This is a genomic window from Bradyrhizobium sp. UFLA06-24, from assembly GCF_054967145.1.
The window spans coordinates 51,172-76,959 of the sequence record NZ_JADFUE010000026.1 but is presented as its reverse complement, the minus strand read 5'-3'; the positions used below and the strand labels follow the sequence as shown (position 1 = coordinate 76,959).

25 protein-coding genes are annotated in these 25,788 nt (G+C 65.6%); 15 read left to right on the top strand and 10 right to left on the bottom strand.

Translation table 11 applies throughout. From position 1 onward, the window contains the following. Positions 1–248: 248 nt before the first annotated feature. Positions 249–1,190 carry a hypothetical protein gene (locus tag IF809_RS21510; RefSeq protein WP_453981206.1) on the top strand — a complete coding sequence of 314 codons (942 nt, stop codon included), beginning with the start codon at positions 249–251 and terminating at the stop codon, positions 1,188–1,190. Positions 1,191–1,324: 134 nt separating this feature from the next. Then, on the top strand, positions 1,325–2,047 hold the full coding sequence (gene pncA / locus IF809_RS21505) for a bifunctional nicotinamidase/pyrazinamidase (protein ID WP_462838441.1): 723 nt from the start codon (positions 1,325–1,327) through the stop codon (positions 2,045–2,047). Positions 2,048–2,124: 77 nt separating this feature from the next. On the opposite strand, the gene grpE is transcribed toward pncA, so the two are convergent. Together grpE and hrcA are read right to left on the bottom strand one after the other, a co-directional pair. Further along, positions 2,125–2,730 (bottom strand): nucleotide exchange factor GrpE, encoded by a 606-nt coding sequence (grpE, locus tag IF809_RS21500; RefSeq protein WP_453981208.1) that lies wholly within the window; start codon positions 2,728–2,730, stop codon positions 2,125–2,127. Positions 2,731–2,829: 99 nt separating this feature from the next. Further along, positions 2,830–3,918: a heat-inducible transcriptional repressor HrcA gene (gene hrcA, locus IF809_RS21495; protein ID WP_128963196.1), complete on the bottom strand. Its 1,089-nt coding sequence runs from the start codon at positions 3,916–3,918 to the stop codon at positions 2,830–2,832. Between the two features lie 171 nt (positions 3,919–4,089). On the opposite strand from hrcA, the gene rph reads away from it, so the two are divergent. The 3 genes from rph to hemW are packed head-to-tail and all read left to right on the top strand — an operon-like array spanning position 4,090 to position 6,594. Further along, the gene (gene rph / locus IF809_RS21490; RefSeq protein WP_462838440.1) at positions 4,090–4,803 is read left to right on the top strand and encodes a ribonuclease PH; all 714 of its coding nucleotides are present in this window, start codon (positions 4,090–4,092) and stop codon (positions 4,801–4,803) included. Between the two features lie 11 nt (positions 4,804–4,814). Continuing rightward, positions 4,815–5,450, top strand: a complete 636-nt coding sequence (gene rdgB, locus IF809_RS21485; RefSeq protein ID WP_462838439.1) for an RdgB/HAM1 family non-canonical purine NTP pyrophosphatase — start codon at positions 4,815–4,817, stop codon at positions 5,448–5,450. After that, positions 5,437–6,594 (top strand): radical SAM family heme chaperone HemW, encoded by a 1,158-nt coding sequence (gene hemW / locus IF809_RS21480; RefSeq protein ID WP_462838438.1) that lies wholly within the window; start codon positions 5,437–5,439, stop codon positions 6,592–6,594. The genes rdgB and hemW overlap by 14 nt, the downstream gene beginning before the upstream one ends. Before the next feature lie 116 nt (positions 6,595–6,710). Here the strand turns inward: hemW and IF809_RS21475 are convergent, their stop codons facing one another. Continuing rightward, a complete protein-coding gene (locus IF809_RS21475) occupies positions 6,711–7,943 on the bottom strand; it encodes a penicillin-binding protein activator (protein WP_188637429.1) in 1,233 nt (410 codons plus the stop codon). Positions 7,944–8,288: 345 nt separating this feature from the next. Here IF809_RS21475 and rsmI point away from each other — a divergent pair, with 345 nt between their 5' ends. The 7 genes from rsmI (at position 8,289) to IF809_RS21440 (ending at position 15,320) form a co-directional block, all read left to right on the top strand. Next, a complete protein-coding gene (gene rsmI, locus IF809_RS21470; RefSeq protein WP_462838437.1) occupies positions 8,289–9,239 on the top strand; it encodes a 16S rRNA (cytidine(1402)-2'-O)-methyltransferase in 951 nt (316 codons plus the stop codon). After that, positions 9,226–9,627, top strand: coding sequence for a YraN family protein (locus tag IF809_RS21465; RefSeq protein ID WP_128963201.1), 402 nt, complete (start codon positions 9,226–9,228; stop codon positions 9,625–9,627). Before rsmI ends, IF809_RS21465 begins: the two co-directional genes overlap by 14 nt. Positions 9,628–9,637: 10 nt before the next feature. Next, on the top strand, positions 9,638–10,582 hold the full coding sequence (gshB, locus tag IF809_RS21460) for a glutathione synthase (RefSeq protein WP_128963202.1): 945 nt from the start codon (positions 9,638–9,640) through the stop codon (positions 10,580–10,582). 318 nt (positions 10,583–10,900) lie between these two features. Beyond that, positions 10,901–11,716: a Flp pilus assembly protein CpaB gene (gene cpaB, locus IF809_RS21455; RefSeq protein ID WP_453981213.1), complete on the top strand. Its 816-nt coding sequence runs from the start codon at positions 10,901–10,903 to the stop codon at positions 11,714–11,716. A 10-nt stretch (positions 11,717–11,726) separates the two neighbouring features. Next, the gene (locus IF809_RS21450) at positions 11,727–13,247 is read left to right on the top strand and encodes a type II and III secretion system protein family protein (protein WP_128963204.1); all 1,521 of its coding nucleotides are present in this window, start codon (positions 11,727–11,729) and stop codon (positions 13,245–13,247) included. 49 nt (positions 13,248–13,296) lie between these two features. Next, positions 13,297–14,034 carry a CpaD family pilus assembly protein gene (locus tag IF809_RS21445; RefSeq protein WP_462838436.1) on the top strand — a complete coding sequence of 246 codons (738 nt, stop codon included), beginning with the start codon at positions 13,297–13,299 and terminating at the stop codon, positions 14,032–14,034. After that, entirely contained in the window at positions 14,031–15,320 is a 1,290-nt protein-coding gene (locus IF809_RS21440; protein ID WP_462838435.1) for an AAA family ATPase, read from the top strand. The genes IF809_RS21445 and IF809_RS21440 overlap by 4 nt, the downstream gene beginning before the upstream one ends. A 21-nt stretch (positions 15,321–15,341) precedes the next feature. Here the strand turns inward: IF809_RS21440 and IF809_RS21435 are convergent, their stop codons facing one another. Beyond that, entirely contained in the window at positions 15,342–16,118 is a 777-nt protein-coding gene (locus IF809_RS21435; protein ID WP_462838434.1) for a tetratricopeptide repeat protein, read from the bottom strand. A gap of 82 nt (positions 16,119–16,200) precedes the next feature. Beyond that, the gene (locus IF809_RS21430; protein ID WP_011083489.1) at positions 16,201–16,446 is read right to left on the bottom strand and encodes a PilZ domain-containing protein; all 246 of its coding nucleotides are present in this window, start codon (positions 16,444–16,446) and stop codon (positions 16,201–16,203) included. Between the two features lie 217 nt (positions 16,447–16,663). Here IF809_RS21430 and IF809_RS21425 point away from each other — a divergent pair, with 217 nt between their 5' ends. The 3 genes from IF809_RS21425 to IF809_RS21415 all read left to right on the top strand — a co-directional run bounded on the left by IF809_RS21425 (position 16,664) and on the right by IF809_RS21415 (position 21,129). Further along, positions 16,664–18,202: a YifB family Mg chelatase-like AAA ATPase gene (locus IF809_RS21425; protein ID WP_462838433.1), complete on the top strand. Its 1,539-nt coding sequence runs from the start codon at positions 16,664–16,666 to the stop codon at positions 18,200–18,202. A 109-nt stretch (positions 18,203–18,311) separates the two neighbouring features. Next, positions 18,312–18,779 (top strand): hypothetical protein, encoded by a 468-nt coding sequence (locus IF809_RS21420; RefSeq protein WP_462838432.1) that lies wholly within the window; start codon positions 18,312–18,314, stop codon positions 18,777–18,779. Positions 18,780–18,903: 124 nt separating this feature from the next. Beyond that, positions 18,904–21,129 carry a PAS domain-containing hybrid sensor histidine kinase/response regulator gene (locus IF809_RS21415; RefSeq protein ID WP_462838431.1) on the top strand — a complete coding sequence of 742 codons (2,226 nt, stop codon included), beginning with the start codon at positions 18,904–18,906 and terminating at the stop codon, positions 21,127–21,129. Between the two features lie 20 nt (positions 21,130–21,149). On the opposite strand, the gene IF809_RS21410 is transcribed toward IF809_RS21415, so the two are convergent. From IF809_RS21410 to hisF, 5 genes are all read right to left on the bottom strand, one after another. Continuing rightward, a complete protein-coding gene (locus IF809_RS21410; protein WP_462838430.1) occupies positions 21,150–23,120 on the bottom strand; it encodes a hybrid sensor histidine kinase/response regulator in 1,971 nt (656 codons plus the stop codon). 155 nt (positions 23,121–23,275) lie between these two features. Next, positions 23,276–23,515, bottom strand: coding sequence for a hypothetical protein (locus IF809_RS21405; RefSeq protein ID WP_128963216.1), 240 nt, complete (start codon positions 23,513–23,515; stop codon positions 23,276–23,278). A gap of 96 nt (positions 23,516–23,611) precedes the next feature. Next, on the bottom strand, positions 23,612–24,568 hold the full coding sequence (gene coaA, locus IF809_RS21400) for a type I pantothenate kinase (protein ID WP_128963217.1): 957 nt from the start codon (positions 24,566–24,568) through the stop codon (positions 23,612–23,614). A gap of 35 nt (positions 24,569–24,603) precedes the next feature. Next, positions 24,604–24,927 (bottom strand): phosphoribosyl-ATP diphosphatase, encoded by a 324-nt coding sequence (locus tag IF809_RS21395; protein WP_128963218.1) that lies wholly within the window; start codon positions 24,925–24,927, stop codon positions 24,604–24,606. 79 nt (positions 24,928–25,006) lie between these two features. Then, complete coding sequence (gene hisF, locus IF809_RS21390; RefSeq protein WP_462838429.1) at positions 25,007–25,780, bottom strand: imidazole glycerol phosphate synthase subunit HisF; 774 nt, start codon at positions 25,778–25,780, stop codon at positions 25,007–25,009. Positions 25,781–25,788 lie beyond the last annotated feature (8 nt).

Sequence of the window (25,788 nt, the reverse complement as noted above, 5' to 3'; positions counted from 1 at the left end):
GAAAACATTGGGATTTGGCAGATCATATCCGGGCTCGACCGAGCTTGCGGATGAGGAATTATTAACAGGTCGGTGGTCTGCCGGCGCTTCCGCCGGGGAGATGCCCCGCCCTGTTACCGGCCCGCCAAACCCGCTAAAAGGCGGACCGGCCGAACGGCTGGAGGCTCGCCCTCGGGGCTGCTTTGCGCGACAAAGCGGCCCGCCTGCCGACCATCGAACGGCCTCAATGTGAACCAATCAGAGTGCCCATGAAGCTGACCCGCCCCCTCGCCGCGCTCGCCCTCCTCGTCGTCTCCGCATGTCAGGCGCTCGCTGCCGACGCCGTCTATCCGCCTGGGCTGCGCCTCGGCATGGTGCCGCTGGTCGGGCTGAACACGGCAAAGACCTTTCCGGGCTTCGAGAGCGAGGACGGCAGCGTCAAGGTGCTGGTCACCGAGCTGCCGCCGGCGGCCTATGGCGAAGTCGTGGCCGCCTTCAACGCCAATCCGGCCGGCAGCAACGGTGTCAAGCCGGACAAGATCGAGACGCCGGCGGGCCTTGCCTATTTCACCACCGAGAGCGGCAAGTCCGGCGAGACCCCGGTGAAGCGCTATTCGATGATCGTGCCCGGCGCCGGCTTCTCCGGCTACGTCGCGGTGCAGGTCCCCGAAAAGGCGTCGAAGATCTACACCGACGAGGCGGTGAAGCAGATGTTTGCGACCGCCGTGACCCGCAGGGAGGTATCGGCGGAAGAACAGCTCGGACTGATGCCGTTCAAGATCACCGAGCTTGCCGGCTTCAAGGACATCCGTACGCTGGCGCCGGGAGCCAGCATCATCCTGGCCGACGGCAGTGAGAGCGCAGGCTATGAATCCAAGCCGTTCATGATCCTCGGCGTGATCGGCGCGACGCCGCAGGCCGCCGACGACCGCGCCCGCTTCGCCCAGGAGGCCGCGCTTCAGATTCCCGGTCTGCGCGAATCCCGCGTCACCATGTCCGAGCCGATCCGCATCAACGGCCAGCAGGGCTTTGAGACCCGGATCGATGGCGTCAGCGGCAAGGACAAGACGCCCGTCACGGTGGTGCAGTGGATTCGCTTCTCGAGTGGCGGCGCGTCGCTGCGCATCATCGCCAGCGCGCCGCGCGATCAGTGGTCTGACGCCTTCACCCGCTTCCGCGCCGTGCGCGACGGCATCCAGCCGAAGGGGTAGGGCGACGGTGACGGGCCCGACAGCCCAACCGCTCACCAGCGCCGGCTGCATTTTCAGGCTTTCGTTCGTACACGAACGGAACTAGGCTTCCCGCATTGGATCAGCTTTAGATCATCCTTCAGGGGAGGCGGACGATGCTTAATCGACGACAGATCTTGGCCGCGCTGGGGACGACCGCGCTTGCGAGCTTCGCCCCCTCAACTCTTTTCGCAGCAGCCGCGATCAAGCCGGACGATAGTTCCGCGCTGCTCGTGATCGACGTCCAAAACTGCTTCCTGCCCGGGGGCAGTCTCGCGGTGAAGGAAGGCGAGCAGGTCGTGCCCGTGATCAACAAGATCGCGAAGGGCTTTGCGAACGTGGTGATGACGCAGGACTGGCACACGCCCGGCCACGTCTCGTTCGCCTCTGTGCATTCCGGCAAGAAGCCGTTCGAGACCATCGACCTGCCCTACGGCAAGCAGGTGCTGTGGCCCGACCATTGCGTGCAGGGCACCGAGGGCGCCTCGCTGTCGAAGGACCTCTCGATTCCGCAGGCCGAGCTCATCATCCGCAAGGGCTTTCACAAGGACGTCGACAGCTATTCGGCCTTCCTCGAAGCCGACGGCAAGACGACCACTGGCCTTGCCGCCTATCTGAAGTCACGCAAGATCAAGCGCGTCTTCGTCGCGGGTCTCGCCACCGACTTCTGCGTCGCCTGGACCGCGCTCGATGCGCGCAAGGCGGGCTTCGAGGTCTATGTCGTGGAAGACGCCTGCCGCGGCATCGACAATCAGGGCTCGCTGGCCAAAGCCTGGGCCGATATGGCCAAGGCCGGCGTGAAGCGCATTCAGTCCGCCGACATCGCGGTCAGCTCGTAAAGCTCTCACGCAGTCATTCCAGGGCGCGCATCAGCGCGAGCCCGGAATGAGGAGAGCAGGAAGCGCGCTGACGCCGCTCAGTTCGCGTCGTTGCTGTTGGCCGCGGGCGCGGGCTTTGCGCCGCCCTTGGCGACGCCGACCAGCGCCGGGCGCAGCACGCGCTCGCCGATGGTGTAGCCGGCCTGCATGACCTGCACGACGGTGCCCGCTGGCACCGAGGCGTCAGGGACTTCGTACATCGCCTGCTGGAAGTTCGGATCGAATTTCTGGCCCTGCGGGTCGAACTTCTTCACGCCGTGCTTTTCCAGTGCGTTGAGCAGCGAGCGCTCGGTGAGTTCGACGCCCTCGATCAACCCCTTCAGGCCGGCATCGGCATTGGCGCGCGCTTCCGCCGGAACGGCATCGAGAGCGCGCTGCAGATTGTCGGCGATGTCGAGCACGTCGCGGGCAAAGCCCGTGATGCCGTAGAGGCGGGCGTCAGCCACTTCCTTGGTGGTGCGCTTGCGGAGGTTCTCCATCTCTGCCAGCGTCCGCAGCATGCGATCACGCGCTTCACTGGCTTCCTTCTGCAACAGCTCGACCGAGCCCGGCTCGGGATCGTCGGGCATGATGTAGGGTTTCGACACTACGGGCTCGCCGGTCGGCGCGGTCGTGTCTTGGGGTTGCCGGTCTTGCTCGCTCATCGGCGGTAATCTCGAACTCGTTTCAAGGGATTTTGCTGGCCCGGATATCGTGCTTCGGGCGCCGAAAATCAAGCGCCCGTGATCGCAGGCAAATACCGGTCAGCCCCCCAACAGGCGGCTGACGATGCGGGCGGCATAGTCCACGGTCGGGATCACACGGGCATAATTCAGCCGGGTCGGCCCGATCACGCCCAAAACGCCGACGATATGGCCGGCGGCATCCCGATAGGGCGAGATGATGGTGGAGGAGCCCGACAGCGAAAACAGCTTGTTCTCGCTGCCGATGAAGATGCGCACGCCCTCGGCGGTTTCGGCGCGTCCCAAGAGGTCGATCACGCCGCGCTTGGTTTCGAGATCGTCGAACAGCAGCCTGACACGCTCGAGATCCTCCAGCGCATGCAGGTCTTCCAGCAGGTTGGCGTGGCCGCGGACGATGAGCTGGCGGTCCTCGTTCTCGCCGCCGGACCAGCTGGCGATGCCCGCGGAAATCACCTTTTGCGCGAGCTGATCGAGCTCGGCGCGGGCCTCTGCGAGCGCGGTTTCCAACTCGAGGCGCGCCTCGGCCAAGGTGCGGCCGCGGATCCGCGCGTTGAGGAAATTGCCGGCTTCGGTGATGGCCGAGGAGGGAACTCCGGGCGGCAACGTGAGCACGCGGTTTTCGACCTGGCCATCCTCACCGACCAGAATCACCAGGGCCTTTTCGGGTTCCAACCGGACGAATTCGATGTGCTTCAACCGCGCATTGGACTTCGGCGTCAGCACCACGGCGGCCGCACGGGTGAGGCCGGAGAGCCGGGTCAGGGCCTGATCCAGCGCGGCTTCAACCGAGTGGGCCTCGCCGACGGACGTGAGCTGGCTCTGAATCGACTGGCGTTCGGCCTCGTTGAGATCGCCGACCTGCATCAGCGCATCGACGAAGAAGCGCAGGCCGAGTTCCGTCGGCAGCCGGCCGGCCGAGGTATGCGGGGCGTAGATCAGGCCGAGCTGTTCCAGATCGGCCATGACGTTGCGGACCGAGGCCGGCGACAGCGGCATGGCGATCAGCCGCGAAATGTTGCGCGAGCCGACCGGCTCGCCGGTCGCGAGGTAACTTTCGACAATTTGACGAAAGATGTCGCGGGAACGCTCGTTGAGCTGGGCGAGGCCTGCGCGCGGCGCGATCAGATGGATCGGATCGTGATGGGCCACAGACGGTAACTCCTCTCAGATCCTCATAATTTGTCCATCCGGGGCGGTTCTGACAAGCGTTGCGTTTGCGGGGTGGATATCCGGGGGTGAAAAAGCCTTGCTGCCCACCCTCACCCCCCCTACAAGCACCGCGAACAGCCCTATCCCTTGCGAGTTTTGGAGGATTTTCCCATGCGGCCAAGCCGCCGTGCGCCCGACGAATTGCGCCCCGTGACGCTTGAGCGCGGCGTGGTCAAATATGCGGAAGGCTCCTGCCTCGTGAAATTCGGCGACACCCACGTGCTGGTTACCGCCACGCTCGAAGAACGCCTGCCGCCCTGGCTGAAGGGCCAGGGCCGCGGCTGGGTCACCGCCGAATACGGCATGCTGCCGCGCGCGACCTCGGAGCGCACCCGCCGCGAAGCGGCCGCCGGCAAGCAAAGCGGCCGCACCGTCGAGATCCAGCGCCTGATCGGCCGCTCGCTCCGCACCATCGTCGATCTCGAAGCGCTCGGCGAGCGCCAGATCACGGTCGATTGCGACGTGCTGCAGGCCGACGGCGGCACCCGCACCGCCTCGATCACCGGCGCCTGGGTCGCGCTCGCCGACTGCATCGCCTGGATGAAGGCGCGCAACATGATCAAGACCAATGTGATGCGCGACAACGTCGCCGCGATCTCCTGCGGCATCTACAACGGCACCCCGGTGCTGGATCTCGACTATGCCGAGGATTCGGAAGCCGAGACCGACGCCAATTTCGTCATGACCGGCGATGGCCGCATCGTCGAGGTGCAGGGCACCGCGGAACGCGAGCCATTCACACAGGACGAGTTCCTGGCGTTGATGACGCTGGCGCGCAAGGGCGTGTCGCGGCTCGTGGACTTGCAGAAACTGGCTGTCGCGTAGTCAATAGGCCCATGCACCGTCGAATCACCGGAAAGCTCGTCATCGCCACCCACAATCCCGGCAAGCTCGCCGAGATGCGGGAGCTGCTCGCGCCTCACGGCGTCGAGGCGGTGTCGGCCGGCGAGCTCGGCTTGGGCGAACCTGAAGAGACCGGCAACGATTTCCGCAGCAATGCCGCGATCAAGGCGATCGCCGCAGCACAGGCGACCGGCCTTCCGTCCTTCGCCGACGATTCCGGCATCGTGGTCGACGCGCTCGACGGCGCACCCGGCATCTACAGCGCCCGCTGGGCCGGACCGTCGAAGGATTTCGCCGCGGCGATGGCGCAGATCGAACGCCTGTTGCAAGAGCGCGGCGCCACCACGCCTGACAAGCGCAAGGCCCATTTCGTCTCGGCACTCTGCGTCGCCTGGCCCGACAATCACCTCGAAGAGGTCGAGGCGCATGTCCACGGCACGCTGGTCTGGCCGCCTCGCGGCACCGCCGGTTTCGGCTACGACCCGATGTTCCTGCCCGACGGCCACGCGCGCACCTTCGGCGAGATGACTAGCATCGAGAAGCATGGCCTGCCGCCGCTTGGCCTTGGCCTGTCGCACCGCGCCCGCGCCTTCGTGAAACTGGCGGAGATCTGCCTTGAGCCGCGCTAATAAGGATGCGTTTGGCGTCTACGTGCATTGGCCGTTCTGCCTGTCGAAGTGTCCCTATTGCGACTTCAACAGCCATGTCCGCCACGCCGCGATCGACGAGGCGCGGTTTGCGAGCGCCTTCGCCCGCGAGATCGCAACCACGGCCGAGCGCGCGCCCGGCCGCGAAGTGACGTCGATCTTCCTCGGCGGCGGCACGCCGTCTCTGATGCAGCCGGCAACCGTCGGCGCCGTTCTCGATGCGATCGGCAGGCATTGGAGCGTCGCCAAGGACGTCGAAGTGACGCTGGAAGCGAACCCGACCAGCGTCGAAGCCACGCGCTTCGCAGGCTATCGCGCCGCCGGCGTCAATCGCGTTTCGCTCGGCGTGCAGGCGCTCGACGATGCCTCGCTGAAAGCTTTGGGCCGCATGCACAGCGCGCGGGAAGCGCTCGATGCCGTCGCCATCGCGCGCCGCTCGTTCGACCGTTACTCGTTCGACCTGATCTACGCCCGCCCCGACCAGACGCCTGACATGTGGGCCGATGAATTGCGCGTCGCCATCGGCGAAGCCGCCGAGCATCTGTCGCTCTATCAACTCACCATCGAGGAAGGCACGCCGTTCTTCGGCCTGCATCAGGCCGGCAAATTGAAGACGCCGGACGAAGCGATCGCGCGCGCTCTCTACGACATGACACAGGAGACCTGCGACAAGCTCGGCCTGCCCGCCTACGAGATTTCCAACCATGCGCGGCGCGGTGCAGAGTGCCGGCACAATCTGGTGTACTGGCGCGGCGAGGAATATGCCGGCATCGGCCCCGGCGCGCATGGCCGCCTCGACATCGACGGCGTGCGCCATGCCACCGCGACCGAGAAGCGTCCCGAAGCCTGGCTGATGCGCGTCGAAAGCAGCGGCCACGGCGTCGTCACCGACGATCTCCTCAACAGCGAAGAACGCGCCGACGAATTCTTGCTGATGGGATTGCGCCTGGCCGAAGGCATCGACCCCGAGCGCTACAAGACACTCTCCGGCCGCCCGCTCGACCCCCGCCGTATCGCGCTGCTGCGCGAGGAAGGCGCGATCACCGTCGATGCGACGGGCCGCGTGCGCGTGACCAGCAGCGGATTCCCGGTGCTGGATGCGGTGGTCGCGGACCTCGCCGCGTAGCGAGATCTCGTAGGCTGGGCAAAGGCGCACTTGCGCCGTGCCCACGATCTCTCTCGATCACGAAGAATGCGTGGGCACGCTTGGCTTTGCCCACCCTACGGCACAGTCGCCCTGGGCTACGCCCCAAAGCTCTTCGGCGAGCCTGCGACCGCCACACCGCCGCCGGTCGTCACCTTCATCACCGCAAGGCCCCGCTCATTGGTGCCGTCGGCGCGGAAGCGGAACAGGCCGTCGATGCCGGCGAAGCCGGAAGGATTGGTGAGCACGTCGGACGAGAAGCGCGTCGTGCCTTGCGTGCGCGCGAGCGCGGCGACGAGCGCGACGGCGTCATAGGCGAGCGTCGCGGTGCGGATCGGCTCGGCGCCGTATTTGGTGCGATAGCGGCCGGAGAAGGCGCGGAAGCCGGCCGGATCCGGCGCAGCGTAGAGGCCGCCTTGCAGCGCGGGGCTGGCATAGACACGTGGATTGTCCCACAGGCCGGTGCCGAGCATCTGGATGTTGCGCAGATTCGCGCCGGCCGCAGTCATCGCATCCGCGACCGCGACGACGGCATCGCCATCATCGGCGATGAACAGCGCATCCGCACTGCCGAGCTGCTGCGCAACGTTGCGCGCCGGCGTGGCGCGATCGGCGCCATATTTCTCGAATGCGACGATGCGGCCGCCGCGGCGCGGCACCGCGGCCTTCACCGTGGCTTCGACCACGTTGCCATAGGCATTGTCGGGCACCAGCACGGCGACCGAGCGTTTCCCGATGCCGGCGGAATATTCGATGATGCGATTGACGTCGGACTCCGGCAGGAAGCTCAGCAGGTAAACGCCGCGGCCGGCGATGCTCGAATCGGTCGAAAACGCGATCACCGAGATGTTGCGCGTGCGCGCGACCTGCGCCACCGCCGGCACCGATTGGGCGAACAGCGGCCCCAGAATGATCTCGGCGCCTTCGTCGACCGCCTGCTGCGCGCCCGCTTGCGCGCCTTGCGGGCTGCCATTGTCGTCCTTGATCAGGAGCTGGATGTTCGGATTCTGGAACTCGGCCAGCGCCATCTCCGCGGCGTTGCGCATGGATTGCGCGGCGAGGCCGGCATTGCCGGCGGCCGAGAGCGGCAGAATCAGCGCGACCTTGACCCCGCCGGTGCCGGCCGTGGTGGCCTGCTGCGGCGGGCCGGCGGGCTGAGCCGGTGGCGCGGAACTTGAGAACGGACTGGAGAACTGGCTGAGACTCTGCTGCACGCCGGCGCAGGCCGAGAGCAGGGGCGCGCCGAGTAGCAGGCCGAGCGCGCTTCGCCGGGTCGCCCTTGATATCAGGGGCCCCTGGACGGGAGACTTTGGATGACGCGGGCCCTGCATGGCAGCTTCTCTTCTGACCGGCCGTTGCCAGCCCGTCACAACATTCGTCACGTTTGCCGCGACACAAGCCGCGGATTCAGACATATTGTCGGCAAATAGTTAACCAAAACAAAAGGATAATGACCGCTGAAGGCAGCGTTCCTCCCGTCCTGGCCAGCCATTCGCCGCCCCTGGCGCAGCATCAAGGCGGCGTTTCCGCCGCCAATATGGCGTGAGCGCTTCATTCCCTCTCGAATGCAATCCAGTTGGATCACATTCCCGTCTTTCCTCGCCCCTTGCCTCGGCACGATCTTTTTCGGAGGACCAGTTCCCAGCCCTCCAGATCGTACCTAAGTTGACCTTATTATGCGCGCAAAGCCGGCCCCGATAAATACGCCTGAAGCCCTAGACCCCGCCGCGCGCGGCTTCTCGATCGATGCCCATCGCATCACGGTACCGAAGGCCGCGCCCGGCCTTCATCTGGTCGCAACCCCGATCGGAAACCTCGGCGACATTACGCTGCGGGCGCTGCAGACCCTGGCCGGCGTCGACGTCATCGCCTGCGAGGACACGCGCATCACGCGCCGGCTGACCGAGCGGTACGCCATCGCGGCGCCGCTGAAGCAATACCACGAGCACAATGCGGAAGCCGCACGGCCAAAAATCCTGGAAGCGCTTGCGGCAGGCGGTTCGATCGCGCTGGTCTCGGATGCCGGGACACCGCTGATCTCCGACCCCGGCTTCAAGCTGGTGCGAGAGGTCTGTGCGGCCGGCCATGCGGTCCATGCGCTGCCCGGTCCGTCCTCGGTGCTGGCGGCGCTGTCTGTCGCGGCGCTGCCGACCGACCGCTTCTTCTTCGAGGGGTTTCTGCCGGCGAAGTCGGCGGCGCGGAGGTCACGCCTTGCGGAACTCGCGCGCATCGATGCCACGCTGGTGATGTTCGAATCGGGAAATCGGATGCAGGACACCTTGACCGATCTCGCCGAGATCATGGGTGATCGCGATGCCGCGGTCTGCCGCGAGCTGACCAAGCTGCACGAAGAAGTCAGGCGTGCGCCCCTCGCCGAACTGGCGCGACAAGCAGATGCGCCCGAGACGCGCGGCGAGTTCGTGCTGGTGATCGGGCCGCCCGCCGCGGATGCCGACGTGCTGACATCCAATGCGCTGGACGATCTCCTGCGCGAACAGCTTGCCGCGCACAGCGTCAAGGATGCCGTGGCGCATGCGGTTGCTCTCTCGGGGCGACCGCGCCGCGAGGTCTATGCCCGCGCGCTCGAGCTCGCCAAGGACCTGCGGGGCGGCGATGGCGAAGAGTGAGGTCCCGGCGGAACCGAAAATGGCCTCGCCCGCGCGCGTCGCCGCGTTCCGGACCGGCATTTCCGCCGAGAGCCGCGCCGCCGCCTACCTCATGGCGAAGGGCTACCGCATCCTCGCCAAACGCTACCGCACGCCGCATGGCGAGATCGATCTGGTGGCGCGGCGCCGCAACCTGATCGCCTTCGTCGAGGTCAAGGCGCGCGCCAGCCTCGACGAGGCGGCCTATGCCGTGACACCGCGCCAGCAGCAGCGCATCATCGACGCCGCGCAGGGCTGGCTTGCCGCGCATCCCGAGCATGCGGAATTCGAATTGCGATTCGACGCCATGCTGATTGCGCCACGCTCGCTTCCACGCCATGTGTTGGCGGCATTCGACGCCTCGACCTGAAAGGCAGACCATGAAACTGAACGTCGCCGTCCAGATGGACCCTATCGCCCGCATCAACATCAAGGGCGATTCGACCTTTGCGTTGCTCCTGGAGGCGCAGAAGCGCGGCCACGGCCTGTCTTATTACACGCCCGACAAGCTCTCGATGGTCGGCGAGGAGATCGTTGCGCCCGTGCAGCTGCTCACCGTGCGCGACGACGCCGGCGATCATTTCACCCTGGGCGAGCCCAAGCGCGAGGCGCTGAACGGCTTCGACGTGGTGCTGCTTCGCCAGGATCCGCCGTTCGACCTCGCCTACATCACCTCGACGCACCTGCTCGAACGCATCCATCCGAAGACGCTCGTGGTCAACGATCCGGCTTCGGTGCGCAATGCGCCGGAAAAGCTGTTCGTGATGAACTTTCCGCAGCTGATGCCGCCGACGCTGATCTCGCGCGACATGGATGAGATCAACGCGTTCCGCGACAAATACGGCGCCGTGGTGATGAAGCCGCTGCACGGTCATGGCGGCGCCGCGGTGTTCCGCGTGATGCCGCAGGACATGAATTTCGGCTCGCTGTTCGACATGTTCTCGGTCACCTTCAAGGAAGCCTGGGTGATCCAGCAATTCATCCCCGAGGTGAAGCACGGCGACAAGCGCATCATCCTGGTGAACGGCGAGTTCGCCGGCGCCGTGAATCGCGTGCCTGCCGCCGACGACCTCCGCTCCAACATGGTGCGCGGCGGCGCCGCGCAGGAGACCGAGCTGACACCACGCGAGCGCGAGATCTGCGCCACCGTTGGTCCTGCGCTGCGCGAGCGCGGCCTCTTGTTCGTCGGCATCGACGTCATCAACGGCAATCTCACCGAGATCAACGTGACCTCGCCCACCGGCATCCGCGCCATCGCACGGCTCGGCGGCCCCGACGTGGCCGCGAAGATCTGGGACGTCATCGAGCAGAAGCGAAAGAAGTAGGTACCCGCGTAACTCGGATGGAGCGCATTTCGCCAAGGGATCGATTCCCGGATTTCGCTGCGCTCCATCCGGGCTACGGGCATCGATACAAGTGCCCCCGGCCTTTCACTAACCACACGTTCACCATAGCGCCCTGCGTGAAACTACGGGGCCACTGGCCGAGCGAATAACGCGCCGTTCACCATCTGCCTAAAACGCGGGCCGTCACGCGACATCACACTCGGCCTCGCAACATCCCTTATACTTTTACTCCCTACTCATCGATGCGGGGGGAACCCGCCACGTGCGGTCCGAGTGCCCCGCGTATGAGTAGAGCGTATGAACACCGCACGCATTGTCGTTCTCGTCATCGCACTGGGCGCCGGTGGCGTCGCTGCGTATCTGGCTAGCAACTACGACAAACAGCCCGCGCCCGTTGTCCCGGTGGCCGAGAAGCTGCCGACGGTCGAGGTGCTCGTCGCCAAATCCGACATCCAGCTCGGCCAGGCCGTGAAGGCGGAGGATCTGCAATGGCAGACCTGGCCGCAAGCGACCGCCAGCAGCGCCTTCATCCGCCGCGACTCCAGGCCCGACGCGCAGACCCAGATCGCCGGCTCGATCGCGCGCGTGCCCTTGATGCAGGGCGAGCCGATCCGCGACCAGAAGCTGGTGAAGGCCGACGGGTCCGGCTTCATGGCCGCGATCCTGCCGTCAGGCATGCGGGCCGTATCCACCGAGATTTCAGCCGAGACCGGAGCCGGCGGCTTCATCCTGCCGAATGACCGCGTCGACATCGTGCTGACACGGCGCCTGAAGAATCCCGATACCAACGGCCCGACCGCCGGCAACGACCTGGTCGTCTCGGAGGTCGTCCTGACCAACGTCCGGGTGCTCGCGATCGACCAGGCGCCGAAGGAAAAGGATGGCCAGAACGCCGTGATCGGCAAGACCGTCACGCTCGAGCTCCGGCCCGACCAGGTCGCGACGCTCTCGGCCTCGCGTCAGGGCGGCACGCTGACGCTCGCGCTTCGCAGCATCGCCGACGCCAACGCAGCCGACAATTCGGCCGAGGACCTCGCGCTCAAGCAGCATCAGACCGGCGTGAACGTGATCCGCTACGGCGTATCGGCAAGACAACTGACGTCACAGAAGTGATGGGGACAGCATGAAGGACGGGGGATATCGGACGGGCCTGCGCATTCGGGGGAAGCGCGCCGGCTCGTTCTGGGCGGGGGTGATGCTGATGCTGGGGCTGATCGCAGCCCCCGATCTCGTTCGCGCCGCGGATGCGCCGGTCGGAGACCAGGCGCCGATGCAGGCGCCGGATCTCGGCGTGTCGACGGTCGCGACCATCGCACCCGCCAGGACACGCTTCCTGTCGCTCGGCGTCGGCAAGTCGGTCGTCATCGACCTGCCGCGCGAGGTCAAGGATGTGCTGGTGGCCGATCCCAAGATCGCCAACGCGGTGATCCGTTCGTCGCAGCGCGCCTATATCATCGGCGCCCAGGTCGGCCAGACCAACGTGGTGTTCTTCACCGCCGACGGCCAGCAGGTCGCCGCCTACGACATCGCCGTGAAGCGCGATCTCAACGGCATGCGCGCGGCGCTGCGGCAGTCGATGCCCGGCGTGCAGATCGAGGGCGTGGGCGACAGTGTCATGCTGACCGGATCGGTGTCGAGCCCGGTCGAGGCCCAGCAGGCGGGCGACGTCGCCGCAAAGCTGGTCGGCGGCGCGGACAAGGTCGTCAACAACATCGTCGTGCGCGGCCGCGACCAAGTGATGCTCAAGGTCGTCGTCGGTGAAGTCCGTCGCGACATCGTAAAGCAGCTCGGCGTCGATCTCAGTGCCAGCCTCAACGCCGGCACCGCGGTCGTGAATTTCAACAACTCCAATCCGTTCTCGGTCTCGGGCGGCCCGATCGTCAGCAACAACGGCCTCGGCGTCACCGGCCTCGCCAAGGGCGTCGCCACCGTCAACGCCACGATGCGCGCGATGGAAAGCGCGGGCGTGATGCGGACGCTGGCCGAGCCGAGCCTGACGGCGATCTCGGGTGAATCCGCGACGTTCGTCGCCGGCGGCGAATTCCCGATTCCCGGTGGCTACGCCTGCGATCCGGTCACGCACGTTTGTACCACCCAGGTCACCTACAAGAAGTTCGGCATTTCCCTGAACTTCACCCCGGTCGTGCTCAGCGAGGGCCGCATCAGCCTGCGCGTGATGACCGAGGTCTCGGAGCTGTCGAACACGAATTCGATCACCTTGACGCAGGCGGTCTCCGCGAACTCGAACAACTCGATCACGATCCCCTCGCTCCAGACCCGCCGCGCCGAGACCACGCTGGAAATCCCGTCGGGCGGCTCGATGGCGATGGCCGGCCTGATCCAGCAGCAGACCAAGCAGGCGATCAACGGCCTGCCCGGCCTCGACCAGGTGCCGATCCTCGGTGCGCTGTTCCGCAGCCAGGACTTCGTCAACAACGAGACCGAGCTGATGGTGATCGTGACGCCGTACGTAGTGCGCGCGGTCGCCCAGAAGGAATTGTCGCGGCCCGACGACGGCTTCGCGCCGTCCTCGGATGCGCAATCGGCGCTGCTCGGCCGCATGAACCGCCTCTATGGCATCGCAGCGCGCCGCATCGATCCGATCGACGGCGCCAGCGGGGATTTCGGCTTCATCATCGACTGACACGAACGGTTTGGGGACCGGGCAGGACACGGGAAGAGGGGACCAGGCGATGACGAAGACATCCGCCGATCGACGCCGCAATTTGCGCATCGCGCTCGCGCTGACGGGGCTCTCCGTCATGCTGGGAGCCTGCAACACCACCGGTGACGTCGTCACCACCCAGACGGTGCCGACCGACTACCGCATGCGCCACCCGATCGCGGTGCAGGAAGGCAAGCGTTCGATCGTGATCTTCGTCGGTAAGGCGCGCGGCGGGCTCTCGGATGCCCAGCGCGCCGACGTGATGGGCATTGCCCGGGACTGGGTGCGGGAAGGCACCGGCTCCGTCGTCGTCGACGTGCCCATCGACACCGCGAATGCGCGCGCCGCGGCAGCGACCTATCACGAGATCCGCGCCGTGCTCGGCGGCGGCGGCGTGCCGTCGCGCGCCATCGTCCAGCATCCCTATCGTCCGGAAGATCCCGGCCTGCTGCCGACCATCCGCCTCAGCTATTCCAAGATCACCGCAGTCGCCGGCCCCTGCGGGCTGTGGCCCGAAGACGTGGGGCCGTCGATCCTCGACCCCGGCTACAACGAGAACCGGCCCTACTTCAATCTCGGCTGTGCCAGCCAGCGCAACCTTGCAGCCATGATCGACAACCCCGCCGATCTCGAGCAGCCGCGCGCCGAGACGCCGGCCTATACCGCACGGCGCGACATTGCCTTCGACCGCTACCGCAAGGGCATGACGACCACGACCACTTATTCCGAGGCTGACAAGGCCAAACTCAGCGAAATAGGCAGATGACTGAGATCCACGACGAAGAAGCGGACGATCCGCAGCACCCCGAGGAACACATTGCGCCGGTTCCCCGCATCTCGGTGCAGGCCTTTTGCGAGACCGAGCAAACGCTCAAAGCGGTGACTGCGGCCGGCGAGGATCGCCGTCTCGCCAAGGCGCATCTCACCGCGAAGAGCGGCGGCCTCGCCGCTGCAATCGAAGTCTATGAAACGATGCCGACGCCGAACGTCATCGTGATCGAATCCGACGGCACCCGGGATATTCTCGAAGGCCTCGACGATCTCGCCGGCGTCTGCGATCCCGGCACGCGCGTGGTCGTGATCGGCAATCCGAACGACACGGCGCCCTATCGCGAGCTGGTGCGCCGCGGCGTCAACGACTACGTGGTCGGGCCGGTCGAGACCATCGACGTGGTACGCTCGATCTGCAGCCTGTTCTCGGCGTCGGAAGCCATCATCACCGGCCGCATCATCGCGGTGGTTGGTGCCAAGGGCGGCGTCGGCGCGTCCACCGTCGCGCACAACGTCGCCTGGACCATCGCGCGCGACCTCGCGCTCGATTCCGTCGTGATCGATCTCGACCTCGCCTTCGGCACCGCCGGTCTCGACTACAACCAGGATCCGGCGCAGGGCATCGCCAATGCGGTACTGTCGCCCGATCGGCCGGACACGGCCCTGATGGAGCGCCTGCTGGCCAAATGCAGCGAGCATCTCAGCCTGCTGGCCGCGCCTGCCACGCTCGATCGCGTCTATGATTTCGGTGCGGAAGCATTCGATGCGATCTTCGATACGCTGCGCATGACCACGCCCTGCATCGTGCTCGACGTGCCGCATCAATGGTCGGCCTGGACCAAGCGCGCGCTGGTCAATGCCGACGACATCGTCATCGTGGCCGAGCCGGACCTCGCCAATCTGCGCAACACCAAGAACATGCTGTCGGTGCTCAAGACGGCGCGGCCGAACGACCGGCCGCCGCTCTACTGCATCAACCAGATCGGCATGCCCAAGCGGGCCGAGATCGACGTCAAGTCCTTCGCCAAGACGATGGAAGCCCAGCCGCTTGCCGTGATTCCGTTCGATTCGAAGCTGTTCTCGACCGCAGCCAATAACGGCCAGATGATCGCGGAGGTCTCCAAGAGCCATCGCACCACCGAGCTGTTCCAGACGATGGCCAACCGCCTCGCCGGCCGCGGCGAGGTGCGCAAGCCGAAGCGCTCGCTGCTCGGGCCGCTGCTGAAGAAGCTGAAGGCAAAGACCGGACGCGGATCGGCGCCGCACCGCAAGGCGTCATAGACGCACTTAAGAAAGAGCGGATTACTTGTCCGCCCGCTGCTGCTGCTTCTTCGCCAGCAGCTGGCGCAGCGCCGTGATTTTGGCTGCGGCCTGGTCCGGCGGCAGATCGGCCTTCACGAGGATTTCGGCCTCGCTCTCGCGGCCCTCCAATCCCAGCACCAGCGCGAGATTGGCGCGGATCCGCGCATTGTTCTGATTGCGCTGATAGGCGCGGCCGAGCACCTGTTCGGCCTTTGGCAGATTGTTTTGCAGCACATAGGACAGGCCCAGATTCGACAGCACGCTGGGCTCGTCCGGCACGATCTTCAGCGCGGCCGCATAATATTGCTGCGCTTCCTCGTTGCGGCCGAGCTGATCGAGGACCGCGCCCTGTGCCGACAGAATGCGCCAGTCGGGATCTTCGGGCGTATGGGCCCGGCTCAGCACGTCGAAAGCCTGCTGGAAATTGCCGTTGTCGGCGAGCGCGCGCCCGTAGCCGGCGAGCAGCGCCTTGTCGCTGGGATGGCCGAGCACGGCCTGCTCCATCACCGCGACGGCCTGGGCGCGCTGGCCGCTCTCGCGCAGCGCCTTGCCGTAATCGAGAGCGATTTTGGGATCGTTTGGCTTGGCGCGGTAGCGCTCGCGCAAGCCGTCGATTTCGCGCCCGCCGTCGGCCGCCGCCGCCGGTTCCGACTTGCCGCCGAGCGCGCCGGTGACGTCCTCCAGGCTCGTGGTCTGGCAGCCACCGAGGGCAAGCACCGCGAGCGCGGGGAGCAGGAATCTCGCCGGGGAGGAGGCAAGGGACGAACGCTTGGACATACTCTGATCACCGCCGGCGGACTGATCAGAGATGCTTTGCCGATTAACGCTAAAGTCCCGTTAAGAAACCGGCCGGTTCGGCTCAGTCGGTGAATTCCGCACCGAATTCGCAGCCGATGCGCCAGCGCAGGCGGCACTGACGCGAATAGTCCGGCGCGAAGATGATGGTGAATTGCGGCGGCACCTCCAGGAATTCCGCCACGACCTTGACGCCCCCGTCCGAGATATCCGTGATGGTGCAGTCTCGCGGCAGCGAGCCCGCGCCGAAATGAATCTTGGCCAGCCGGCTGCACACCCGTCGTTCGCTTCTGCGGCGATTTGCAAGCATTTTGACTTCTTCACCCGTTAGATCACGGCCCATCCCGCAGCCTTAGGAGTAGCGGACATTCGTTGGAATGTGCTGAGCGTTGCCGCTCGCATTCGAGGCGTAATGTCCGGAGCGCGTTTACGATCGCTTAGGGCTCGCGGCGGCTGCGATTTCGTTCCCGTATTGTTCTTGCCAGACCCGCCGCTTCCTGCTACCCTTGATTGTGCAAGAGGGCAGCATGGTTCAGCGGGTTTCGACAGTCGCCTTTGAGGGGATCGAGGCCCGTGCGGTCGATGTGCAGGTGCAGGTCGCGCCCGGCCTGCCGGCCTTCGCCATCGTCGGGCTTCCCGACAAGGCGGTGTCGGAGGCGCGTGAGCGGGTCCGTTCGGCGCTGATTGCTTCAGGACTGGCGCTGCCGGCGCGGCGGATCACCGTCAACCTGGCGCCCGCCGATGTCCCGAAGGAAGGCAGCCATTACGACCTGCCGATCGCGCTCGGACTGATGGCGGCGATCGGCGCGATCCCGCCGGATGCGCTGACCGGTTTCACCGTGCTCGGCGAGCTTGGTCTCGACGGATCGATCGCGCCCGTCGCGGGTGTGCTTCCTGCTGCGATCGGCGCCAATGTGCGCGAGGAGGGCTTGATCTGTCCTGCCGCCTGCGGCTCTGAAGCGGCGTGGGCGAGCCCTGATATCCAGATCATCGCGGCGCATTCGCTGATTCAGATCGCCAATCATTTCAAGGGCACGCAGGTGCTGTCGCGGCCCGTGCCGAAGGTGCATGAAGCCGCGAGCTCGCCGCTCGACCTGCGCGACATCAAGGGCCAGGAGAGCGCCAAGCGCGCGCTGGAGATCGCGGCCGCCGGCGGCCATCATCTCTTGATGATCGGCGCACCGGGCGCCGGCAAATCGATGCTGGCGGCCCGCCTTCCGTCCATCCTGCCGCCGCTGTCGCCGAGCGAATTGCTCGAGGTCTCGATGATCGCCTCCGTGGCCGGCGAGATCGAGGGTGGCGCGCTGACGTCGCGGCGGCCGTTCCGCTCGCCGCATCATTCCGCCAGCATGGCTGCGCTCACCGGCGGCGGCGCGCGCGCCAAGCCCGGCGAGATCTCGCTGGCGCATCAGGGCGTGCTGTTCCTCGACGAGTTGCCCGAGTTCGATCCGCGCGTGCTGGATTCGCTGCGCCAGCCGCTGGAGAACGGCGAGGTCTCGGTTTCCCGCGCCAATCACCGCGTCACCTACCCTGCGCGCTTCATGCTGATCGCGGCGATGAATCCCTGCCGTTGCGGCAACGCGTTCGAGCCCGGCTATGCCTGCAAGCGCGGCCGCGTCGACCGCTGCACCGGCGACTACCAGGCACGCATCTCCGGACCGCTGATGGACCGCATCGATCTGCGCATCGAGGTCCCCGCCGTCACCGCAGCCGATCTGATCCTGCCGCCGCCCGCGGAAGGCTCCGCCGAGGTTGCTGCACGCGTCGCGGCCGCGCGCGATATCCAGCTCGCGCGCTACAGAGATGCCGGCATGCCGCAGGTCCGCACCAATGCCGAAGCGCCGGCCGCGGTGCTCGAGGACGTCGCCAAGCCTGATACGCAAGGACAAAAGCTGCTGCGCGATGCCGCCGAGACCATGCGGTTGTCCGCGCGTGGTTATCATCGCGTGCTGCGGGTGGCACGCACGCTCGCCGATCTCGACCGCGCCGAGAAGATCGGCCGGCTGCATCTGGCCGAGGCGCTGTCCTACCGCGCACTCGCAGAGGATGTACGGCAGATGGCGTGATCATCCCGCGCGTCAACCCGGCGGTAACGAGTTTCCTTTACGCTCTGCAAACCATAAGGCCTGCGAGTTTTGGGAACAGTTCCCGAGGGGCCTTGGCGAGTGGCGTGTCATGTTGCGTTTCAAGATCCTGGCCTCAGTGCTCCCCCTGTTGGCGGCCGCAGTGTTCGCCCAGGGCGAGATCGGATCGGTCTCGCATCCCTGTGTCGCCATCGGCGACACCTCGGTCGAGCTCACCTCCCTGTTCTGGACGGCCCCCATTCAGATCGCCTTCACCGACGATCCCGCGCAGGCGACGATCCGGGTGCAGATCACGGACGACGCGGACGCTGCCGACTTTGCCGTGGTCGACGACGGCGCCAGCGACGAGCCGAGCGCCTGCCAGGACAATCCCTCCACGCATCTGGTGGCGATTTCCAGCCAGGGCGCCCGTGACCGTCCGACGGTCTATCTCACCAGCGAAGGCCCGGCCGATTACCGCATCTATGTCCGCTCGAAGACATTTTCGCAGAAGGAAGCCGCGGCCCTGATCGTCGGCGCCCATGGCGGCCACCGCCATCTCCAGGCGGCCTCGCTCTAAGGCATTAACACCTCGTCAACCCTGTTTCGAGGCCGGGCCAAAGCCTCAAGCTGTTCGCAAGGTCGGCAAGACATCGTCGCGCATGGCGGCGGCAGGTTTCGGGTAAGAGTCGGGGTCGGTGGCGATGGGTCGGACGTTCCGGATCAAGGTGCGCATGCGCCGCTTCAGGCGATTGCACCCCAGAATTGCCTTCGCGATCCGCTCCTTCATGATCTTCTCGGCGACGTTCGGCGGCGCCTATGGCTTCGTGACCGGCAGCCGCTCTGAAAATTCCGGCTACGATCCCAACACATTCGCGATCGGCGCGAGCTTTCTGTTCGCGCTCGCCTGCCTCGGCCTTGCGACGTTGAGCATGCGGCTGCGCTTCGTCAACAAGCGGATGCGCAAGCTCGCGGCCCACAACGAGGCGCTGATCGACCGCAATTGGGAGCTGAAGGAAGCCGAAGAGCGCGCCCGCAGCCTGTTCGAGCAGCAGGGCGATCTCATCGTGCTGCGCGACCATCAGGGCCGCATCACCTTCGCCAACGATGCCTATTGCGCCCTGGCGGGACAGAGACGCGGCGCGCTGATCGGCACACGCTTCGACTTTGACGTGCTGGAGCAGGGCGACAGCGCACGCGAGAGCAACGGCACGCGCATTCACGACCAGAGGATCTCGACGCCTTCAGGCCCGCGCTGGATCGCCTGGCGCGAAGGCCTTGTGCGGCTCGATGCCGGCCAGCCCGCCGAACTGCAAAGCGTCGGTCGCGACGTCACCGACCGCACCGAGACCGAACGCGCGCTCTCGGATGCCCGCGATCAGGCCGACGCGGCCAACCGGGCCAAATCGCGCTTTCTCGCCATGGCCTCCCACGAGATCCGCACACCGCTCAACGGCATCATCGGCATGGGCGGGCTCCTGCTCGACACCAATCTGACGCCGGAGCAGACGACTTACGCCAGAGCGGTGAAAACCTCGGGCGAAGCGCTGATGGCGCTGATCGAGGAGCTGCTCGACTATTCCAAGATCGAGGCCGGCAAGCTCGATTTCTACCAGCGCCCCTTCGCCCTTTCGACCCTGATCGAAGAGGTGACCGAACTGCTGGCGCCGCGGGCCCAGGCCAAGAAGCTCGAGATCGCCGCTTACGTCGACGAGCGATTGCCGCTGGAGGTCGCCGGTGACGCGGCGCGGCTGCGCCAGGTGCTGCTCAACCTCGCCGGCAACGCCATCAAGTTCACCGCATCGGGCGGCGTGGCGCTGATCGTCGAGCCCGGCATCTGGCGGAACGAAATCAGCTTTCTTGTGCGCGACACCGGCATCGGGATCGCACCCGAGGCGCAGTCGCGCATCTTCCGTGAATTCGAGCAGGCCGACGACCGCGTCGCCCGCACCTATGGCGGTACCGGCCTTGGCCTCGCCATCAGCGAACGCATCGTCAAGCGCATGGGCGGCCGTATCACGCTGGAGAGCGAGCCCGGCAAAGGTTCGACCTTCGAGGTCGCAATTCCGCTCGCGGCCTCGCAAGGCAGCGCCGGGCAGACGACCTTCCCGAGTCCTGATCTCACCGGCAAGTCGATCCTGTTGGTGGCCGACGGCATCGAAGCGTCCCTGATCGCGCGCCGGCTGGAGCGCTGGGGCGGCCAGACCTGCCTGGTCGCCGATGCGACCGTCGCCGAAGCACTGCTGCCTGAGCGCGCCTGGCATGCTGTGCTGCTCGATCGTGCGTTCGGTCCCGATATCACCGATCGCCTGGGCGAAGTCGCCCGCGCCCATGCGACGCAACGGCTGGTGCTGCTGACGCCGAGCTCGCGTCATGAAAAGCTCTCGACCGCCTTCACCGGCTTCCTGGTGAAGCCGCTCCGCGCAGCCTCCCTGGCCGCGCGCCTTACGCTGGCGCCGGAAGTCCCCTCGCCCGATCTCGCACCGGACCCTGTCGAACCGGCGCCGGTCGGAACGCGCGCGAGCGGCCTCTCGATCCTGGTCGCCGAAGACAATGAGATCAACGCGCTCTTGATGCGGTCCCTGCTGACGAAGCTCGGTCACCGCGTCGTCATCGCGGTTCATGGCGAGGCCGCGCTGGAATCCTGGCTCGCGGCCGCATCGGCCGGCACGCCCTATGATCTGGTCCTGATGGACATCCAGATGCCGCAGCTCGACGGCATCGAGGCGACCAAACGCATCCGCGCCCACGAGGCCGCGAGCGGCCTCCCCGGCACGCCCATTCTGGCACTCACCGCGAACACGCTGGTGGAGGATCGCTACGCCTGCTTCGAGGCAGGCATGAACGGATTTTTGATCAAGCCGCTCGATCGCGAGAAGCTGGAGGAAGCCCTGGCTGGGCTGGCGGCCTCGCGGCAGCTTGCCGTTTGACCAGCAACGAAATCCGCCGCTTATTCGGGTGCGGGGCGGTCCAGGATATCTCGCACACGCAGGGCCAGTTTCGCCTGCGAGACCGGCTTTTCGAGAACCTCCACACCTTCATCCAGCCGCCCCTGATGAACGACGGCGTTCCTTGAATATCCGGTCATGTAGAGGATCTTCAGTCCCGGCCGGATTTGCTGCGCCCTTCGCCCAAGCTCACGCCCGTTGATTCCGGGCATGACGACATCGGTCAGGAGCAAATCCACCTTCGGCTCTTCCTGAAGCAGGATGGTCAGCGCTCCCTGGGCGCTGGGCGCGGACAGGATGCGGTAATTCAGGTCCCGCAGAACCTCGCAGACATAGGTCCTGAGGTCGGCATCATCCTCGACAACGAGGATCGTCTCCACCTTCTCGCCTTCGGGCAACACTTCGTCCGGCTCCGCGGCGGGTGCCAGGCCAGCACCGAGGTGGCGCGGGAAGTACAGCTTGATGCTCGTGCCGTGGCCGACCTCGCTGTAGATCTTCACGTGCCCGCCGGATTGCTTGACGAAGCCATAGACCTGGCTGAGGCCGAGCCCGGTCCCTTGGCCCGGCTCCTTGGTCGTGAAGAAGGGTTCGAAGGCATGATCGAGCACCTCAGCCGTCATTCCGCTGCCGGTGTCGGTTACGCAAATGACGACGTACTGGCCCGGCGGCAGCTCCGGATTGGCGCGACTGTAATCATCGTCCGCTGAGACGTTGACGGCTTCGACCGTCAGCTTGCCGCCATCGGGCATGGCGTCGCGGGCGTTGATCGCGAGATTGATGATGGCTGATTCCAGATGATTGGTGTCAGCTTCGATCTGCCACAAACCCGCGCTGCCAACGGTTTGGACCTCGACACGCTCGCCGAGCGTTCGCTGCAGGAAGTCCTGCACGCCGTTCAAGAAGTTGTTGACGTTGATCGGCCTCGGATCGAGCGCCTGCCGACGCGAAAAGGCGAGCAGGCGGCTGGTGAGCGCTGCAGCTCTTTGGGCGCCGCGCTTGGCATGGCCAAGAGCGCGCTGCAGATTGGCGCTGCCGGCCAGTTGGCGGGCATTGCGCTCCGCGGTCTCGATATTGCCGAGCACGATCATGAGCAGGTTATTGAAGTCGTGGGCGATGCCGCCGCTGAGCTGTCCGATGGCCTCGAGCTTTTGTGACGCGAGCAATTGCTCCTGCACCAGCTTGAGCTCGTCCTGCGCGCGCTTGCGCTCGGTCAGATCGCGCGTGACCTTGGCGAAGCCGATGATCTCGCCTGCCTCATCGACGATGCGGTCGATGATGACCGACGCCCAAAACCGTGTTCCGTCCTTTCGCACGCGCCAACCTTCGGCCTCGAAGCGGCCGTGCTCGCGGGCTTCGGCCAGGGCTCGTTTCGGAACCCCGATAGCGAGGTCTTCCGGCGTATAGAACTGGCTGAAATGGCGCCCGATGATCTCGTTCGGAGCATAGCCCTTGATGCGCTGGGCACCGGGATTCCAGGTTGCGACGTTGCCCTCCGGGTCGAGCTGGAAAATGGCATAGTCGATCACCGCCTCGATCAAGCGGCGGTAGCGGCGTTCGCTTTCGAGCAGCTCGACATGGGCCTGCTGTCGTTCGGTGATGTCCCGGGTCACCTTGGCAAAGCCGATCAGCTCGCCGTGCTCGTCCCTGATGGCATCGAGTACGACGAGGGCCCAGAACCGGCTGCCGTCCTTGCGGACGCGCCATCCTTCGGAGTTGAAGCGCCCGGTCTCGCGCGCGGTCGCCAGCGCCCGTTGGGGCAGACCCGCAGCCCGGTCTTCCGGGGTATAGAAGGCCGAGAATGGCTTGCCGATGATTTCACTCGCGGCATACCCCTTGAGGCGTTCGGCGCCTGAGTTCCAGCTCCGTACGAAGCCGTTGGTGTCGAGCATGAAGATCGCATAGTCGACGATGGCATTGACCAGCAGCTCGAGACGGCGCGCATCTCCGAGTTGGTCGAGCGTCGTCTGGCTCATGAAATCCTCGGGCTGCGCGCGGATGGAGTGCGCTCAACGGCCTCCAGGGACCGAAAGTTCCTGCCGAGGTTACGATTGTACCTCTCCTGGCCTCAAGGAGAGAACGATTGCTCTCAGCCGGGATGTTGCGAGCGACAGCGCAGCGACGGGTGCCGTCAAGCGGCGTAAGCGGAAAAGCGCGGCGCGGAGAGCTTGTCAGGCGGCCCCTGAGTTCCCCTAAAAACGGTGTCGGTCTGCGCGGCGCGCTTGCAATGCGGACACACGAAGAGATGCGCGATGATCGGAACCGGCTCGTCCGCAAGCAATTCCGAACGGTACCACCTCATCTCGATATGGCAGTCTGGGCAGATCGGTGCTTCCAGCTGTTCCGCAGCGCTTTTGAGACGATCAACCATTGGCCCCTCGCGTTTTCGAAGGCCATAACGCAATACCCTCAACCGGTCTGCAACAAATGACACCCAACCTGAAAATTCAGCTAAGGCTCACCAAACTCAGAGCCGCCTGAGCGCCACGCTCTCCACCGCGTGATCGGCGCCCTTCTTCAGGATCAGCGTCGCGCGCGGCCGCGTCGGCAAAATGTTGTCCTCGAGGTTGGCGAGGTTGGTGCGCTCCCAGATCGCGGTGGCGGTGGCGATGGCTTCCTCGTCCGACAGCAGGGCGTAACGGTTGAAGTAGGATTTTGGATTGGTGAACGCGGTGTCCCGCAGCGCCAGGAAGCGCTTGATGTACCAGCGCCGCAGCGCCTCCTCGTCGGCGTCGATATAGACCGAGAAGTCGAAGAAGTCGGAGACCACGGGCACTGCCTTGCCGTCGCGCGGCAGCTTGCCGGTCTGCAGGACGTTGACGCCCTCGACGATCAGGATGTCGGGCTGGTCGATCTCGGCCCACTCGTTCGGCACGATATCGTAGGTCAGATGCGAATAGACCGGCGAGCGCACATGGCGGCGGCCCGACTTGATGTCGGACAGAAAATTGAGCAGCAGCGGCAGGTCGTAGCTCTCCGGAAAGCCCTTCTTCTGCAAAATGCCCTGCTGCTCGAGCAGGGCCTTCGGGTAGAGGAACCCGTCGGTGGTGATCAGGTCGACCTTCGGACGCGGCGACCAGCGCGCGAGCAGCGCCTGCAGCACGCGGGCGGTGGTGGATTTTCCGACCGCGACCGAACCGGCGACGCCGATGATGTAGGGCACCTTGCGGTCTCGGATGTTGAGGAACTGGCGCTCGGCGTAGTACAGGCGCTGCATCGCATCGACATAGATCGAGAGCAGGCGCGACAGCGGCAGATAAATGTCCTCGACTTCCTTGAGATCGAGGCGGTCGTGCAGCGAGCGCAGGCGGTCGAACTCACCGGGCTCCAACGTCATCGGCGTGTCGTCGCGCAGACGCGCCCACTCTTCGCGCGAATAGACGCGGTATGGATTATACTGCTGCTCGGGTGCGCGGATATCCATGACCGACCTTTCCGTTGCGATCTGTTCGCCCTTGCCTACGTGCCTTTGCGCGAGGCCTTCTCTTCCAATCCCGACATATTGGTCCGCTTGTCCAGCGCCAGCTCGACCTCCTCCAGCTTTACGCCGCGCGCCTTGAGCAGCACAAGGAAATGGTAGAGCAGGTCGGCGCTTTCAGCGATCAGATGCGCGCGATCGTTTTCGACTGCTGCGATTACGGTTTCGACTGCTTCTTCACCGAACTTCTTGGCGCAATGCTCGGCGCCCTTGTCGAGAAGCTTGCGGGTATAGGAGGCCTCGCCACCGGAGGCCGCGCGGGCATCGATGGTGTCGGCGAGATCGTGGATGGTGAAACGCGGCATAGGAATGACTCGACAAACACTCAGAGGCCAGGAGGCACAGTCCCACCGGCCTGTGTAGCATTTTTATGGACAGGAGTCGTCAGGCATCCAGGCGCATGGGCAGGCCGCGCCGGGCCATGTGCTCCTTGGCCTCACGGATGGTGAATTCCCCGAAATGGAAGATCGAAGCCGCCAGCACGGCGGTGGCATGGCCGTCGCGGATGCCGTCGACGAGATGGTTGAGATTGCCGACGCCGCCCGAGGCGATCACGGGCACCGGAACGGTGTCGGCGATCGCGCGGGTTAGCGGAATGTCAAAACCCTGCCGCGTGCCGTCGCGGTCCATCGAGGTGAGCAGGATCTCGCCCGCGCCGAGCGAGACCACTTCCTGGGCATATTCGATCGCGTCGATCCCGGTCGAGTTGCGACCGCCATGGGTGAAGATCTCCCAGCGGTCGCCGCCGGGGCGCTTGACCCGCTTGGCGTCGATCGCGACCACGACGCACTGCTCGCCGAACTTCTCGGCGGCTTCCTTGACGAACTCGCGCCGCGACACCGCCGCGCTGTTGATCGAGACTTTGTCGGCGCCGGCGCGCAACAGCGTCTTGATGTCGTCGACTTCACGCACGCCGCCACCGACAGTCACGGGCATGAAGCAGGCTTCCGCCGTGCGCCGGACCACGTCCAGCATGATGCCGCGGTTCTCATGGGTCGCGGTGATGTCGAGGAAGGTCAGCTCGTCGGCGCCGGCGGCGTCATAGGCGATCGCGGCCTCGACGGGATCGCCAGCATCCCTGAGGTCGACGAAGTTGACGCCCTTGACGACGCGGCCGTCCTTGACGTCGAGGCAGGGGATCACGCGCACCTTGAACATTTTTCTCT

Excerpts from the sequence above, each read along its gene's own strand:
- IF809_RS21510 (WP_453981206.1), top strand. The coding sequence starts at position 249 with ATGAAGCTGACCCGCCCCCTCGCCGCGCTCGCCCTCCTCGTCGTCTCC.
- pncA (WP_462838441.1), top strand. The coding sequence starts at position 1,325 with ATGCTTAATCGACGACAGATCTTGGCCGCGCTGGGGACGACCGCGCTT.
- grpE (WP_453981208.1), bottom strand. The coding sequence starts at position 2,730 with ATGAGCGAGCAAGACCGGCAACCCCAAGACACGACCGCGCCGACCGGC.
- rph (WP_462838440.1), top strand. The coding sequence starts at position 4,090 with ATGCGGCCAAGCCGCCGTGCGCCCGACGAATTGCGCCCCGTGACGCTT.
- rdgB (WP_462838439.1), top strand. The coding sequence starts at position 4,815 with ATGCACCGTCGAATCACCGGAAAGCTCGTCATCGCCACCCACAATCCC.
- IF809_RS21475 (WP_188637429.1), bottom strand. The coding sequence starts at position 7,943 with ATGCAGGGCCCGCGTCATCCAAAGTCTCCCGTCCAGGGGCCCCTGATA.
- rsmI (WP_462838437.1), top strand. The coding sequence starts at position 8,289 with ATGCGCGCAAAGCCGGCCCCGATAAATACGCCTGAAGCCCTAGACCCC.
- IF809_RS21465 (WP_128963201.1), top strand. The coding sequence starts at position 9,226 with ATGGCGAAGAGTGAGGTCCCGGCGGAACCGAAAATGGCCTCGCCCGCG.
- gshB (WP_128963202.1), top strand. The coding sequence starts at position 9,638 with ATGAAACTGAACGTCGCCGTCCAGATGGACCCTATCGCCCGCATCAAC.
- cpaB (WP_453981213.1), top strand. The coding sequence starts at position 10,901 with ATGAACACCGCACGCATTGTCGTTCTCGTCATCGCACTGGGCGCCGGT.
- IF809_RS21450 (WP_128963204.1), top strand. The coding sequence starts at position 11,727 with ATGAAGGACGGGGGATATCGGACGGGCCTGCGCATTCGGGGGAAGCGC.
- IF809_RS21445 (WP_462838436.1), top strand. The coding sequence starts at position 13,297 with ATGACGAAGACATCCGCCGATCGACGCCGCAATTTGCGCATCGCGCTC.
- IF809_RS21440 (WP_462838435.1), top strand. The coding sequence starts at position 14,031 with ATGACTGAGATCCACGACGAAGAAGCGGACGATCCGCAGCACCCCGAG.
- IF809_RS21435 (WP_462838434.1), bottom strand. The coding sequence starts at position 16,118 with ATGTCCAAGCGTTCGTCCCTTGCCTCCTCCCCGGCGAGATTCCTGCTC.
- IF809_RS21430 (WP_011083489.1), bottom strand. The coding sequence starts at position 16,446 with ATGCTTGCAAATCGCCGCAGAAGCGAACGACGGGTGTGCAGCCGGCTG.
- IF809_RS21425 (WP_462838433.1), top strand. The coding sequence starts at position 16,664 with ATGGTTCAGCGGGTTTCGACAGTCGCCTTTGAGGGGATCGAGGCCCGT.
- IF809_RS21420 (WP_462838432.1), top strand. The coding sequence starts at position 18,312 with ATGTTGCGTTTCAAGATCCTGGCCTCAGTGCTCCCCCTGTTGGCGGCC.
- IF809_RS21415 (WP_462838431.1), top strand. The coding sequence starts at position 18,904 with ATGGGTCGGACGTTCCGGATCAAGGTGCGCATGCGCCGCTTCAGGCGA.
- IF809_RS21410 (WP_462838430.1), bottom strand. The coding sequence starts at position 23,120 with ATGAGCCAGACGACGCTCGACCAACTCGGAGATGCGCGCCGTCTCGAG.
- IF809_RS21405 (WP_128963216.1), bottom strand. The coding sequence starts at position 23,515 with ATGGTTGATCGTCTCAAAAGCGCTGCGGAACAGCTGGAAGCACCGATC.
- coaA (WP_128963217.1), bottom strand. The coding sequence starts at position 24,568 with ATGGATATCCGCGCACCCGAGCAGCAGTATAATCCATACCGCGTCTAT.
- IF809_RS21395 (WP_128963218.1), bottom strand. The coding sequence starts at position 24,927 with ATGCCGCGTTTCACCATCCACGATCTCGCCGACACCATCGATGCCCGC.
- hisF (WP_462838429.1), bottom strand. The coding sequence starts at position 25,780 with ATGTTCAAGGTGCGCGTGATCCCCTGCCTCGACGTCAAGGACGGCCGC.